This window comes from Psychrobacillus sp. FSL H8-0510 (assembly GCF_038008345.1).
In the GTDB taxonomy this organism is placed as follows: Bacteria; Bacillota; Bacilli; order Bacillales_A; family Planococcaceae; genus Psychrobacillus; species Psychrobacillus psychrotolerans.
In genome coordinates this window covers 308,364-322,928 of record NZ_JBBOYZ010000002.1, presented here as the reverse complement: position 1 = coordinate 322,928, position 14,565 = coordinate 308,364, and the positions used below count along the sequence as shown (strand labels likewise).

Annotated in this window: 10 protein-coding genes; all 10 read right to left on the bottom strand. The window is 40.5% G+C overall.

All coding sequences use genetic code 11. From position 1 onward, the window contains the following. Positions 1-8: 8 nt before the first annotated feature. Positions 9-881: a hypothetical protein gene (locus MHI40_RS21545; RefSeq protein ID WP_340765406.1), complete on the bottom strand. Its 873-nt coding sequence runs from the start codon at positions 879-881 to the stop codon at positions 9-11. 112 nt (positions 882-993) lie between these two features. Then, positions 994-2,295 (bottom strand): hypothetical protein, encoded by a 1,302-nt coding sequence (locus MHI40_RS21540; RefSeq protein WP_340765404.1) that lies wholly within the window; start codon positions 2,293-2,295, stop codon positions 994-996. Then, positions 2,295-2,696 (bottom strand): hypothetical protein, encoded by a 402-nt coding sequence (locus MHI40_RS21535; protein WP_340765402.1) that lies wholly within the window; start codon positions 2,694-2,696, stop codon positions 2,295-2,297. Before MHI40_RS21535 ends, MHI40_RS21540 begins: the two co-directional genes overlap by 1 nt. Positions 2,697-2,716: 20 nt before the next feature. Continuing rightward, positions 2,717-3,661 carry a hypothetical protein gene (locus MHI40_RS21530; RefSeq protein WP_340765400.1) on the bottom strand — a complete coding sequence of 315 codons (945 nt, stop codon included), beginning with the start codon at positions 3,659-3,661 and terminating at the stop codon, positions 2,717-2,719. A 17-nt stretch (positions 3,662-3,678) separates the two neighbouring features. Then, the gene (locus tag MHI40_RS21525) at positions 3,679-4,647 is read right to left on the bottom strand and encodes a type II secretion system F family protein (protein ID WP_340765398.1); all 969 of its coding nucleotides are present in this window, start codon (positions 4,645-4,647) and stop codon (positions 3,679-3,681) included. 11 nt (positions 4,648-4,658) lie between these two features. Further along, positions 4,659-6,251 carry an ATPase, T2SS/T4P/T4SS family gene (locus MHI40_RS21520; RefSeq protein WP_340765396.1) on the bottom strand — a complete coding sequence of 531 codons (1,593 nt, stop codon included), beginning with the start codon at positions 6,249-6,251 and terminating at the stop codon, positions 4,659-4,661. Then, positions 6,248-7,009: a hypothetical protein gene (locus tag MHI40_RS21515; RefSeq protein WP_340765394.1), complete on the bottom strand. Its 762-nt coding sequence runs from the start codon at positions 7,007-7,009 to the stop codon at positions 6,248-6,250. Before MHI40_RS21515 ends, MHI40_RS21520 begins: the two co-directional genes overlap by 4 nt. A 47-nt stretch (positions 7,010-7,056) precedes the next feature. Then, positions 7,057-7,737: an SAF domain-containing protein gene (locus MHI40_RS21510; RefSeq protein ID WP_340765392.1), complete on the bottom strand. Its 681-nt coding sequence runs from the start codon at positions 7,735-7,737 to the stop codon at positions 7,057-7,059. 20 nt (positions 7,738-7,757) lie between these two features. Further along, on the bottom strand, positions 7,758-8,240 hold the full coding sequence (locus MHI40_RS21505; RefSeq protein ID WP_340765390.1) for a hypothetical protein: 483 nt from the start codon (positions 8,238-8,240) through the stop codon (positions 7,758-7,760). A gap of 232 nt (positions 8,241-8,472) precedes the next feature. Continuing rightward, a complete protein-coding gene (locus MHI40_RS21500) occupies positions 8,473-14,532 on the bottom strand; it encodes an RCC1 domain-containing protein (protein ID WP_340765388.1) in 6,060 nt (2,019 codons plus the stop codon). Positions 14,533-14,565: the final 33 nt, after the last annotated feature.

Here is a 14,565-nt window from a genome sequence, read left to right as displayed (position 1 = left end):
TCCTTTTCTTATTGATTGATTCTTCCTAGCACATCAAACCAAAATCCAACTGTTTCATATGGTGCAGATTCATCCTTTATGATGTGATAAACCTGATAACTTCCATATTCATCATTTTTCAAGATCGCCGTGTGGTTGTAGCCGTCCATTACAAATGGAATTTCGTAAACTTCCGCCTCTCCGTAGCTTCCTCGAATGTCTTTCAATATAAGTTGCTTGTCAGAGAACGAATCGTCGTTCACTTCCAAACGAGTTACTTTTCCGATTTCGATACGTTTTTCTTCCTCTTCAAAAATTGGTAAGGCACTATCTGCATTTAAGATAGCAAGCGTTTTAGCTTCCTCGTCGACGACCATTGTTGCTGCTAACGTCAACTCTGGGATAGACAATCCTTTTGCAATGTTGGACGCCCCACCTGCAGACAATGGATGATCATGTGTCCCTTCAGTTAATTCACTCATCACACTCAGTGCATAATGCCACTTTTGTCCTTCTTCACTAAGCTCAAAGGATTCTGCATGCCCTTCGATTAATGCGTAGCCATCGTGAAACTGAAAGTTTTGTACTAAATTAAACAGTTCTGTTCTGGTTACACTCCATTTTGCTTCGTCGAAAGAAGCGACCTCTCGTTTCACCTCTACGGTTTGATGCGTTCCCGTTTCCCACTTTTCTTCTTGCACTACTTCTTTTTCTTTTACCACGACTTTATCGTGTTCGGTTTCCGAATGTTCAATTACACTAACATCCGACTTTTTCTCCGTATCGTTCCCTATGGAATCTTGATTGGTAAACGTCACAACTAGGAAAACGATCAATAGCAAAAAGCCAATTGCGACAGCCCCGATAACGAATTTCTCGTCCTTGCTTCTTTTCTTTTTCACCTATCACACCTCTTATTCGTTTTTGCATTATATTCACCAAAAGACTTTTAATCACAGAAAAAGAAGTGCATAAAAAAAACACGCTACGATCCGCGTGTTTACAACTCCTATTTTATTGAGCATCTCCTATTTCTACCTCACCCAAGATAGGAATAGTCCTTACTCCGTCTCGGAACCACATAGAGATTTCACCAGGTGTTTTCGTCAAATAATATCCGTCCGCTACCAGTTCTACCACTTCCCCTTTTGGTATCTGAAGAAGTTTTTTCATTGCGTTTCGATTAGTATCCACTTGCATCACTTCCGTTGGTGATATGATATGAATGTTTTCCCCATTCTTTTTCATTTCATAAGCGGCACTTCCAATTTCCAGAAAGTCGATAATGGCACTAGAAGTCAAGTCAATAATAACTAGTAATGATTTTTCCTTAGATGCCTCCGTTAAAATAAATAATTGATCTCCTTCAATCACCATGGATTGCACTTCACGACTCAAGAGAATGCTTTTTTCCTCATTGATTTTTGAAATAACCAGCTGCTCCCCGTACGCTATAGCCGTAACATTATTCGCAAATGCATAGGCTGAAGCTGTTGGAAAAGCGGTAATTTTTCCAGCTCTGCTGACCAAATGATTAGTTCCATCCGTGTGAGTGACCATTAATCCCGCCATGGTCTTTTTAACACCGGAAACGTCATTTGTATCATAAGCGAAGCTTTGCTCTTGAATTTCACCGTCCTTGCTCATCTGGATATGCCCGACCTTACCTTCTGTTGCAAAAGCAAAGCTTCCGTCCACTTCCGAACTAGACACGATGAATGCAGTTTTTGTTTCGATTACCTCTTTTTCTACTATTTCTTCGACAACTTCTTCCTGCACTTCTTCTTTTGTTTGTGAGACAGTTAAGACTTCTTTCAGAAATTTGTAAGTCTTCCCTGGATAAATTGGGTGCATCTCCTGACCGCCATTTACTGCTTTGACTTCACGTAACATCGTCGCGACGTCCTTATTCGGCGTAAGGGATTCTTGTATTCTCCAAGAATTATCTCCTGGAAATATAGAAATCTCTACGACTTGGTATCCTTTATGAGTAGCTTTAGCAGGGTCCACTTTCACTTCATTTTTAGGGTTCGTCTCCGTTTTCACTACTACTTTTTCCATTTTCTTTCCTACTACTTCTTGCCGTACAAGAGGTTCAATCTTTTCTTCACTCAATTTCTCTCCGTTTACAGCAGAAACGACACTAAAAACTCCAGAACCGTTATGTAGGAGTAGATAATTAGGCAAGCCTTCTTCTTGAAAAAATGAACTCATGATGGTCGGCGTCTGTAAACCATTGCTCATGCCTAAAAAGGCAGTTGGTAGGGTGCCGGTTATTAATAAAACGGCAATAATCAATTCTGGTGATTTTTTCATCAATTCTCCCCCTTTTCCTGATAGCGAACTGGCCATTTTCGGTAAGGAGTTACGTACAGATTCTCTATTTCTTGTTCATTTGCATCTATTGGCACTTCATATCGTTCGATTTTTTCATCTACTTCCGCCAAAAACATTTTTTCTTGATGAAGTCCTGTCAATTCTTGTAACTGATTGAGTTGATAGGCTTTGCGTTCGTCTCTCAACCTCCCCATCTCCCGATAAGAAAGAAAAGAGACGAATAAGAAATAAGCTCCTAGATAGTAGTAATCGAACATAAATCCAATGACAGTAATCGTCATACCAACGGAGGCAAATAACAACATTCCTTGTAACCAGAGAGCTTTTAGTATCTTTTTCTCAAATTCTTCATTTGTAATGATGAGTTGTTTTTTTCTCATTGTCTTTTTCCTCCTTCTTATTAGAATCCAAATAAGGAACTTGAACTAAAGCTGTTAATACCAGAAATAATGATTGGCACAATACCTAAGAGTAGCAATGCCGCAAATGGAGGCCCCATTGAGAACTGGGAGAAAACCATTTGTTTAATATCATTTTTTCGTTTTACATCATTTGTTTCATCTGTCAGGCTACGCATATTTCCTTCAAGAATTGTGACTGTCTCATTTTTCGCATACTCCCCGATATCTTCGAGCAGATCAAACAACTCCGAAAATCGACCGGTAGTGAACTCTCCCTTCAAATAACGCATCCCTTCAATGGGATTGCGTGCATATATCCGGTAGCCTTGTTCAAAGGTCTCGCGGTGATAGGTGTTGAGTTTCGACAAAGCGAATAATACTTCACGTACCGTTTTGTTCGATTTCAACATGAGAATGACGAACATTTGAATCATCGGTAATTCTTTATTAAAACCAACCAACTCTTTCTTTGCTTTGTTCTTCAAATGAAACTTTGGATACATTGCTAACACTAAAAACAAGAGGAATACCAGCAACGATTTTCCTGTAGATACGTCTCCAGGTCCATTTGCATTTGTTTCAATATTAAAAACAACGGAGAAAATGGTGCTTGTATATGGTATCAAGTAAATCACCACAATAGACAAAAGAATAGCTCCTATTAGTAAGGAAAAATGAAACGCCATAAAGCTTCTTACAGTAAAGCGTTTGTTAAATCGACTCATATGAAGCAACATTTTCATATGTTCTCCTTTTTTCGTCAAGTCGAGATCATCTTCCACAAACCATTTGAACGGGGCTAGAAAAGATAGTTGGTACATTATGTTAAAGAATCCACTAGGAAACCGTCTAATTGTGTGAAGCTCTTTACGATGAATAAGGTGTGCATACAGGATGATGGTAGCAATGACCAGCCATACTGCAGCAAATAAAACATAGTACATAGTGTTTTCCTCCTCTATTATATTGCTCGCTTGGATAGCACGAGATTGATAATGACTGTAAATCCGACCATAGTAATTCCTGCGATCAACATTATCATGCCCTGCACCGTTTCGAAGAAGAACTCAATAGTCCCACTCGTAAAATACAAATTGGCAAAGAACGCGATAATTGCCATACCCATCAAGATATTGTTTAAAGCCACCGTACCTTTTTTCTCGGTGATGCCTTGAGACTTCACAAGAGCCTCTTTTTCAATCATGGAAGCCATGTCTGCAAGATTTTGTACGATATCTCGCTTTTTACTTGCATCTCGATAAGAAGTTAACAAGAAGGAGAATGCATATACCCATGTATTATCAATTTCTTCTGCGAAGTCCATGATTGCTTCATCTGGATTTTCGGTCACCAACTTCCTCGATAATTCGATAAATCTGGAACGAAGTGGTTCGCGGATACTCTTGCCGGCTTCATAGATAACCGTCTTTAAATCGCCTGTCTTTGTAAGTGCTTTGATGACGTGCCTAATAGCATTTGGCAATTCCTGTTCGACATACAAATCTATCGAATCTGTTGCTAGCTCAATCGATTTCTGGGCAAACTTATGAAAAATGTACGGTACAGCTAAAGCCAATATCACTTTTCCAATGATTAAGAAGAACAAAAAGATCACTGCTTCTGCCACCAGAATTAAATGGTAGAGACGTTCTTCTTTTTTCGGATTTTGTTTAAAGAAATATAGCAACTTAATCTGTTTCCGTAGCGATTTGAAATAGGTGAATTCCTGCGTTTTACTACGCTTCTTGTTTTTCTTTCCTTTTGCTTTTGTTTCTTCGAATCGAGCCATTTCGCGTTTTTTTCGCATATCTTTCGCATTTCTTGAATACAGTAAAAGCCCAATCATTACAGAAACGAACAGGAGGAACCCAAAAAACTCGGGTCCCAGTTCGGAAGTAATCTGGAAGAAACGTTCACTTATGTTTGTCATGTTTTCCCCTCCTATAGGCCTTCCATCTCTGAATATGGAATATACTCATTAAGACGTTCCTTTAATCGTTCGCTTAATCGATGATCTGTTTGTTCGTATTGACCTTTTGTAGGGTCTTCTTTGTCTTGAACCCAATGTAAAAGTGTATTCAAGCGAGTGAACTCCCGATTGTCGTCCAGGATCATCTCACTAATTGACTTAATACGAATTTCTTTTCCAACCAAACGCATTATGACAACAATATTGATCGAATTGGCTAATTTGTTTCGGATCACCATCGGATTGCCCGCACTGTCGCCCATATACATATCCACACACATGTCTAAAAATGCATAATCATCTAATGCATGGGCTGTAAACATATTCCCCTTGGTTTTCAGATTGGCTTCATGTACTTGTTTGAATTCATCCCCACGAGATTCGGGGATAATGATTCGAGAAGCTGTCGTACGTAACGCAGCTCTGACTAGTTTTTGAAAGGTAAAGCCCTTCTCCTCATCCACGTTCAAGTTGATAATGTCATGCCCTTTCAAAACACGGTCTATGTCTGTCTCTGAAACAGATGCAACAACCACTTTACGCTCGGATTTAGGAGTATTAGTTAAAAGATAGTTTATTAGGGTCGTCTTACCAGTACCCATCTCTCCACCAATTCCAATGTTCGCTTTACCGACAACCAACACTTTCAACAATCGGTCAATAAAGTCATTTACTGTCCCGCTGGCTTTCATATTTTCTAAGTCAGGTACGAAATTTCCAAATTTACGAATGTTCATAACATATGACTCGGAAGCATCAGGAATAATGATATTTACACGATCTCGATTGGAACGAGTTGCTTCTACGAGTGCATGTTCGACACTATTAAGTTCTTTATTTGAGAAAGCGATGGAGCGAGAGAACACATTGGACATTTCTTCAATAGAAGAGAATTCTTTGTTGTATCGAATTTTCTCTCCTTTTTTAATGTAATAAATATCCGTATGAAAGGTAGGGTAAATAAACCCATTAACCATTATTTCTCCAACTTCTGGATTATCATCAATCTCTTGCAAAATCCCCATTCCATACAGGTGCGAATAGATATAAGTAGTGTAAGATTCGACTTGATGCTCAGACACGCCATTTTCTTTGGAAAGAATTCCGCGTATTTTGGACTCTACATAATGACGAGCGTCGGAATCAATCGTACATCTATTTAATCGGTCGGTATGTTCCTCTACTTCTAGAGAAGTACCTGCAGGATTGTCCATTTCTTCCTTGATAATCTCAATTAATCGCTCTATTTGTGTTTTTTCTTGTCGTTCTGAGCGTTTTTCTTCTGTCGTTCTTGGATCAAGACCGAATCTTGAAGCTACATCCACTTCTTCTGTCTTAATAATTTCTTCTTTTGAATCTCTGTACACCAGTCTTACATCTCCATCAATGGAATCTAAAGATTGGAAGTTGTCTTCGCTCAGCAAATATTCAAATAGTTCTCGTTTGTCTTTCGTAAACGCCGTTACTGTAACCGGTGGATAATGTGTCTCACAAGTAACATGATGGACACCACTCACTTTACCGTTATGTTTAATGGAAATAGGATTCCCTTTTATTTTCATCATTGATACCTCCGAATCATTTTAGCGTGAACATCCGCCCAGACTTGCTTGTTCTTTGATTTCTTTTTCCACTTCGAGTTGTCTAACATATCCAAATGATCGACTGTCTTTTCGTCGTATACGATAAATCCAAGTGCTTCTACTGGGACATCCGATTTACCAATACTTTCACTAACGCCACCCTTTGTAGTTGCTTGATAACGGTTGTAAACGATGCCTATTGGCTCTTCTGATGCATAGTACTGAGAGATTCGACGAAGTGCTCTGGAAACTGTTTTCGCATTGGTAAAATTGTCTTCAGTTACAAGAACTGCTCGGTCGCACATAATGAGTGTTTGAACCATTGCAGGACATGTAGGAAGCGTACGAATTGCCAAAATAACGGTGTCATAATTTTCTTTTGCACATTCTATGATTTTCTCAATATGAACTGAATCCACATGACCAGTTATGCCTGGTTGATTTGTTCCTCTCAAAACATCTATCCCGATTTGCGTTTCGGTAACTTGGGACATTAAAACCTCTCGAGCCAGCGGTTCTAGTGGGGGTATCATGCTAAATAGACCATCAAATCCATGATCTTCATCTTCTTTGACAAAAGCTTCTGCTAGATAAGGATAATCAAAGTCAAAATCAATTAACAAAACGTCCCCGTACCCTTTCTTGCTTGCTTTCTTAGATTCACACGCTAGATGTAGAGCTGTATATTTAGCTCCTCCACCCGGAACAGCTGATGCTACTGCGTAAACTTTTCCTTCCATAAACGAATGGGTACAAGAGGTTGTCTCCTGTACCCGTCACCTCCCTCTTATTTTCCAGTCTCTTCAACTGGTAGATTTGTTATAAATTCGTTAAATGACTGCATGCCAGATTTCTCTGCATCTGCCAAGGTATTGTATTCCATGACGATAATCTCACCGGACTTCGATGCTTTATAGAAAACCGCAGCTTCCTCTTCGCTCATGAGTAAATTCACTGAATCAATCACGCCCGTTTCTTTCCCTGAACTGTTAACTTTAATCGAGTTTGAAGCGACTGCCTTCTTATCCAACACCATGAACAAATCGGTGTTGTCATACTCTGTCGGAATGACAGCAATGCGAACAGTATCTCCTTTATCGATTCCACGCATATCGCTTACCGATTGAACATTGATCATAAATTGCTTTTTGTCTCGGTCTTTTTCAGTAATACGCTCTTTCACAATAACTTCGTGTTCAAAAATAGTACTAGATGCAATGTTTCCTTCAATGTTTTTCGTATAGTCCAGTTTATAACTAGACAACATCGCGGTAACTGGTATTTGAATGGCCGCAATATTCTCTTTTCCAAGTTTTGTGCCTTCTGGTATATCTGTTCTGGCCACATAGACTATCCGCATATCCTCTTCTTTCATAGAGTCTTTATAAAAGTTTTGGTAGTAAAACATAGCCGCGGCCAATATGAATGTCACCGCGAGTACCGAGAAAAGTAATTTATTCGTTTTCATTCGTCATTCTCCTTTTTCTGTTAGTATCGTTCTGAATAGAACGAAGATTTGAATGTATAGCTTTCGATAGAACCTTCTAAACCTAAAACTTTTATCAATGGTTTAAGCATCTTATTGTTAGCAGGAGTTTCTACTCTCATCACCATTAGCTCCCCTGAATCTCTCGACACATATACCTCACCAGTTCCAATAGGATCGATGTCCATTGTTGGTAAGCCACTTTCGGTTACAAGAGATATTTCTATTTCATTGGAATGGTCAATAAATGAATAATTCTTGAGTGTATTTTCGAATATCTCAATGTCTCTATCCGTTAATCCTCCTTGCCTTTCAGCCATTACACTTAATGACCGTACATCTTGTTGTACATGTCCGTAAGAGATTAAAACCAAAAAGAAAGCTATAACTAGATAAGCCATAATCATCATAATGGATGCTATAAAAACCGCCTCGACAGACACATAACCTTCTTCTTCTCTCTTCCACTGTTTCAATAGAAACAAGAGAGCACCTCCCTTTTATGTTGCCTGTAGTATACATTATAAATAATTTATATACAGAGGTCAACGTTAATCTGAATCATTCGACACGATTCGCTTGGTCTATGATATGCAGGTCTTTTTGGTTCACTACCGAAATCAAACACTACTCTTTTGAAGGAACAAAAAAGCAGCCCTATGAAAGGACTGCCAGATAACAAGAGAGTCAACTATTAAATAGTGATTAGTATCTCGTTCAATTCATAACTGCATCGTGTCGTGCTTGAAGGTCAGCTTTTGCTTTCCCCTCAGACAATACATCGATAGCAACTTGAGCTTTTGCGAAGTACGGGGCACGTTTGTATTTCTCCGCAAGAGCGACTGCATTATTAGCAGCGACAATGAGCTTTTGCATTTCGAGTTCTTTCTGCATGTCTGTGAAGAATGTAGAAAGTTTCTCGATGACTTCGCTTTGAGTCGCCGTATATTTGCTTAGGGCTTCGATACTTTTAGAAGCCTTTGTCATATACGTTGAGGTTTGGCGTTCTTTCGCCACTCCAACTGCTGTGTAAGCTTCTTGAAGTGCTTGCTTGATTGTTACATCGGTGATGGCGTCGATTTCTGCTTTCAAGTCATAGGCAAACCGCATCGCTTCTGTCATTTCAATTGCATCAAGGCGTTCAACAAGTGCTTGTTTGGAATCGCCGTCTATTAATTCGTTCACAAGTGAACGAGTATCTTCGATAACGAATAAATCACTAGCTATTTCTGCCTTATCAACCGAATCGGTCGCTGTTTTCAGCTTAGCTGCTTCGATTTGTTCACTCGCTCCATTGGAGAGAATATCCAATCTTTCTTGCAGAGCTGTTTTTACTTCACTATTAGGAAGTTTGTCCACAGCCTCCTGTGCACGCGTGAGGTACGGGTCACGTTTATAGCGTTCTGCGTAAGAAACTTGTGTCTCTGCTGCTTTCAGAAGAGCTGGATCTACTACAGGAGCCTCTGGTTTTACTGGAGCAGCATCTTGGATTGCTTTTAGTCGATTTTCCAAAGCTGTTTTATCGGTTCCTTCTTTTAGCTTCGATACAAGATCTTTCGCACTTGTTAGATACGGATCCCTTTTATGTTGCTCTGCTAACACCACATGGGCTATTGCTTCTTCTAGAAGTGCAACTTCCACTTCAGCTGCAAGTGCATCTCGAATAACTTTCATACGATTGGCAAGTTCGGTTTTCTTTGGAGAATCTTTTAGCTTGGCTATGCTATCCATAGCCTCCGTGATGTACGGTTCACGTTTCGTCAGTTCTGCCGATTTTACTTTACTTTCAGCATCTAGAGTCAGTTTGAGTTGTTGAATTCGTTCACTCAGTTCTGTTTTGAGCGGGCCGTCTGATAGCTGATTAATGGCTTTTTCTGCTAAAGTGATGTTGTAGTTCGTCTGCATTTTTTCCGCTTGAGCTACTGCGTTTTTAGCTTTTTGATTCAACTCAATGCTAATGATTCGGTCATTTAGCTCAGTTTTAGTGGAGCTATTTGGTAATTTAACAACGAGCTCTTTCGCTATGGCAATTTGCTCTTTTGTTGACTCGTCATTCAACTTGTCGACAGCATCTTGTGCTTCTTTTACTAGTTCCGACGCTCCAGGCGTGACAACAATAGAGTCTAATCTAACTTTTAGTGCATTTTTCTCGGAAATAGATGGCAATGCTTCTACTAAGCTTCGAGCAGCTTCTATATCTGCTTGCATTTTAGACGTTTCTGCTTTATTCACGGACAAAGTAGCTTGAGCAATTTGTTCTGCTAGTAATTGACCTTCATCAATGATTGTTTGCACAAGCTCTAAACGTTCTAACAATATCGTTTTATCTGTCGAATCAGGAAGGTGGTTCACAAGAGAACGAGATGCGTCCACATCTACTTGAAGTTTGGATTGCTCTGCTTTTTCAACAGACGCTACAGCTTCTACTAGAGTATTGTCGATTTCTGGTGACTTCGCATCTTCTACTTCTTGCTGTGTATTGTCTTTTAGTTCCGATTCTGGTAGTTGTGACACCAATTCATCTAGACCTGCTAGTTCACCGCTTGCGATCTTGTCCCAGATGATTTCGAGTAATCCAATGATGTCCAACACATCCTGCACATAATGAGCGACATCTGTTCGGTGAGCTTCATTTAACAATGACGCAGAATCATCATGAATGACATTCAATGCATCTTTCATAGCAAGCACATCTTCACGAGTACCATCCCCCGTTAGCAGGTAAGTCTTCATATCGACAAGCTCCGCCATCGCCTCTTCATAGGAAACAGCAGAAGCATCAATTGCATCCTGTAGGATACTTAAGCGATTTTCTAAGTTGGTTTTCTCTGTTCCATTTGGCAGTGCATTTACTAACGCTTTCGCCGAAGTCACATCTGCTTGCAGCTTAGAACCTTCTGCTTTGACTACAGATGTAGTTGCAGTCGCAATTTGTGTTACTAAAGCAATGGCATCATCGATTGCTTTTTGGACTGCATCCAAACGAGTCGTTAAGTTCGTTTTCTCTGTGCTATCTGGAAGAGCATTTACTAACGCTTTCGCTGGAGTCACGTCTGCTTGTAGTTTAGAACCTTCTGCTTTTGCAACCGAAGTTGTTGCAGTAGTTATTTGATTCTCTAGTGCTATCGCTTCATCGATTGCTTTTTGTACTACATTTAATCGATTCGTTAAGTTTGCTTTCTCTGTTCCCGTTGGTAATGTATTTACTAGCGTTCTTGCTGCTGTTACGTCAGCTTGGAGTTTAGAACCCTCTGCTTTTACAACCGATGTTGTAGTTGTGGCAATCTGTTCTGCAAGTGCTATGGCATCGTCAATTGCTTTTTGTACGATATTCAATCGATTCGTTAAGTTTGTTTTCTCCGTTCCAGTTGGAAGTGCTTCAACTAACGTGCGAGCTACTGTTACGTCCCCTTGTAACTTAGATTCTTCGGATTTGAAAACAGAAGCTGTTGCTGTTTCAATTTGAGTCGCTAAATTAATTGCTGTTTGTACCGAATCTAAACGATTAGTTAAGTTAGTCTTTTCAGTTCCAGCAGGTAAAACAGTAACCAATGTGCGAGCTGCTGTCACGTCGACCTGGATCTTAGAGCCCTCCGCTTTTACAACTGCTGTTGTTGCTGTGGCAATCTGTTCTGCAAGTTCTTTTGCATCATCAATTGCTTTTTGTACGATATTCAAGCGATTCGTTAAGCTTGTTTTCTCCGTACCAGTAGGCAATGCATTGACGAGCGTTAATGCGGCTGTCACATCAACCTGTAGCTTAGAACCTTCGGCTTTCATTACAGATGTAGTAGCTGCCGCTATCTGAGTAGCTAAATTAATAGCAGTTTGTACCAAATCTAAGCGATTAGTTAAGTTAGTCTTTTCAGTTCCTGCAGGTAAAGCAGTAACCAATGTGCGAGCTGCTGTCACGTCGACCTGGAGTTTAGAGCCCTCCGCTTTTACCACTGCTGTTGTTACTGTGGCAATCTGTTCTACAAGTGCTATAGCATCGTCAATTGCTTTCTGTGCAATATTTAATCGATTGGTTAAGCTTGTTTTCTCTGTCCCTGTTGGCAACGCATTGACGAGCGTTAATGCAGAAGTCACATCTTCTTGTAGCTTAGATTCCTCCGCTTTCACTACAAATGTTGTCACTGTTGCTATCTGATTAGCCAAATTAATAGCAGTTTGAACCATATCTAAGCGGTTCGTCAAGTTTGTTTTATCTACTCCAGATGGCAATTCATTAACATGTGTACGTGCCGTTGTTACGTCGACTTGGAGTTTAGAACCCTCCGCTTTTACAACTGCTGTTGTTGCTGTTGCGATTTGAGTAGCCAATGCTTTTGCATCATCAATTGCTTTTTGTACGGCATTCAAGCGATTCGTTAAGCTTGTTTTCTCCGTACCAGTAGGCAATGCATTGACGAGCGTTAATGCGGCTGTCACATCAACCTGTAGCTTAGAACCTTCGGCTTTCACAACAGATGTAGTTGCTGTTGCAATCTGTGTCGCTAAATTAATAGCAGTTTGAACTGTGTCTAAGCGGGAAGTTAAGTTTGTTTTCTCTGTTCCCGTTGGTAATGCATTTACTAGCGTTCTTGCTGCTATTACGTCAGCTTGTAATGTAGAACCTTCTGCTTTCATTACAGATGTAGTAGCTGTCGCTATCTGAGTAGCTAAGTTGATAGCAGTTTGCACTGTATCTAAGCGACTTGTTAAGTTTGTCTTATCGGTTCCATTTGGAAGTGCCGTAACTAATGTGCGTGCAGCTGTCACATCAACTTGGAGTTTAGAACCCTCTGCTTTCACAACCGATGTTGTAGCTGTTGCAATTTGAGTAACCAATGCTTTTGCATCATCAATTGCTTTCTGCACGACATTTAAGCGATTCGTTAAATTCGTCTTCTCGGTTCCAATTGGAAGATTGTTCACAAGTAAACGAGATGTATCTACATCAACTTGTAGTCCTGAACCTTCGGCTTTTACTACGGATGTGGTAGCTGTCGCTATCTGAGTAGCTAAGTTGATAGCAGTTTGCACTGTATCTAAGCGACTTGTTAAATTTGTCTTATCGGTTCCATTTGGAAGTGCCGTAACTAATGTGCGAGCGGCTGTCACATCAACTTGGAGTTTAGAACCCTCTGCTTTTACAACCGATGTTGTAGTTGTGGCAATCTGTTCTGCAAGTGCTATAGCATCGTCAATTGCTTTCTGTACAATATTTAATCGATTCGTTAAGCTTGTTTTCTCTGTCCCTGTTGGCAACGCATTGACGAGCATTAATGCAGAAGTCACATCTGCTTGCAGCTTAGATCCTTCGGCCTTGACTACAGATGTAGTTGCAGTCGCAATTTGTGTTACTAAAGCAATGGCATCATCGATTGCTTTTTGGACTGTATCCAAACGAGTCGTTAAGTTCGTTTTCTCTGTGCTATCTGGAAGAGCATTTACTAACGCTTTCGCTGTAGTCACGTCTGCTTGTAGTTTAGAACCTTCTGCTTTTGCAACCGAAGCGGTTGCTGTGGCTATTTGCTCTTCAAGTGCAGGGTCACCAGCGATACCCGCTTTGATATCAACCAATAAGGTTGGCGTGTTTTTTTGTGTTGTCGTTCCATTCCCCAGTTGTCCATTTCCATTTTGTCCCCACGAATAGATGCTACCATCTGAAGTAATGGCAAGTGATTGTAAACCTCCCCCTTCTACCTCCACCACATTCGACAGACTATTTATTTTCGTTGGCTTCGTCTTGTCCTTAGTCGTCCCATCGCCTAGCTGTCCATATGAATTATATCCCCACGCATAGAGACTGCCATCCGAGGTGATTGCTAGGGAGTGATAAAACCCAGCCTCTATAGATACCACATTCGACAGGCCACTTATTTTAACTGGCGTCTTTTTAGCCGAAATCGTTCCATCACCTATCTGTCCATAAATATTATTTCCCCACGCATAGACACTGCCATCTGAGGTGAGAGCTAGGGAGTGTTCATATCCACCATCCACTGCCACTACGTCCGACAAACCGTTTATTTTTGTTGGTGTTAGCTTTTGTGTAGTCGTTCCATCACCTAGCTGTCCTTGATAATTATATCCCCACGCATAGACACTGCCATCCGAGGTGATTGCAAAGGAGAATGTAGCTCCAACCTCCACTGTAGCAACATTCGACAAGCTACTTAATCTCAATGGAGTAGACTGATTCGTTCTCGAACCATCTCCTAGCTGTCCATTTCCATTATTTCCCCACGCATAGACGCTGCCATCTGAGGTAATTGCTAAAGATTGTTGTTCTCCAGCCACCACCTTCACCACATTCGACAAACCATTTACTTTAGAAGGAGTGTTTTTGTTTTCAGTCGACCCGATACCCAGCTGTCCATATTTATTATCTCCCCACGCATAAACACTGCCATCTGAGGTGATGGCGAGAGAGTGATTTGAACCAGCTTCGACCGCCACCGCGTTCGACATTCCGTTTATTTTCGTGGGCATGGTTCTGCTTGTAGTAGTTCCATCGCCCAGTTGTCCCTTATCATTTAGTCCCCACGCATAGACGCTGCCATCTGAGGTGATTGCTAGGGCGTGTTTCATCCCCCCCCCTATAACATTTGAAAGCTGTTGATTACTCGCAGCCTCCGCAATCTGCATAACCGAGAAGTTCGAAATCGACCCAGTCGCACCCAATGCTCCTGCAAATCCGGATAATAATAAAGATGCAGCTAATGTAGATTTCAATATAGAATTAGATAATACATTTCTTGCTTTATACTGCTTGTTTGCATCATTTTTCATTTTATTTCTCCTTATCATTTTATTTGTGGTTTT

Excerpts from the sequence above, each read along its gene's own strand:
- MHI40_RS21540 (WP_340765404.1), bottom strand. The coding sequence starts at position 2,295 with ATGAAAAAATCACCAGAATTGATTATTGCCGTTTTATTAATAACCGGC.
- MHI40_RS21535 (WP_340765402.1), bottom strand. The coding sequence starts at position 2,696 with ATGAGAAAAAAACAACTCATCATTACAAATGAAGAATTTGAGAAAAAG.
- MHI40_RS21530 (WP_340765400.1), bottom strand. The coding sequence starts at position 3,661 with ATGTACTATGTTTTATTTGCTGCAGTATGGCTGGTCATTGCTACCATC.
- MHI40_RS21525 (WP_340765398.1), bottom strand. The coding sequence starts at position 4,647 with ATGACAAACATAAGTGAACGTTTCTTCCAGATTACTTCCGAACTGGGA.
- MHI40_RS21520 (WP_340765396.1), bottom strand. The coding sequence starts at position 6,251 with ATGATGAAAATAAAAGGGAATCCTATTTCCATTAAACATAACGGTAAA.
- MHI40_RS21515 (WP_340765394.1), bottom strand. The coding sequence starts at position 7,009 with ATGGAAGGAAAAGTTTACGCAGTAGCATCAGCTGTTCCGGGTGGAGGA.
- MHI40_RS21510 (WP_340765392.1), bottom strand. The coding sequence starts at position 7,737 with ATGAAAACGAATAAATTACTTTTCTCGGTACTCGCGGTGACATTCATA.
- MHI40_RS21500 (WP_340765388.1), bottom strand. The coding sequence starts at position 14,532 with ATGAAAAATGATGCAAACAAGCAGTATAAAGCAAGAAATGTATTATCT.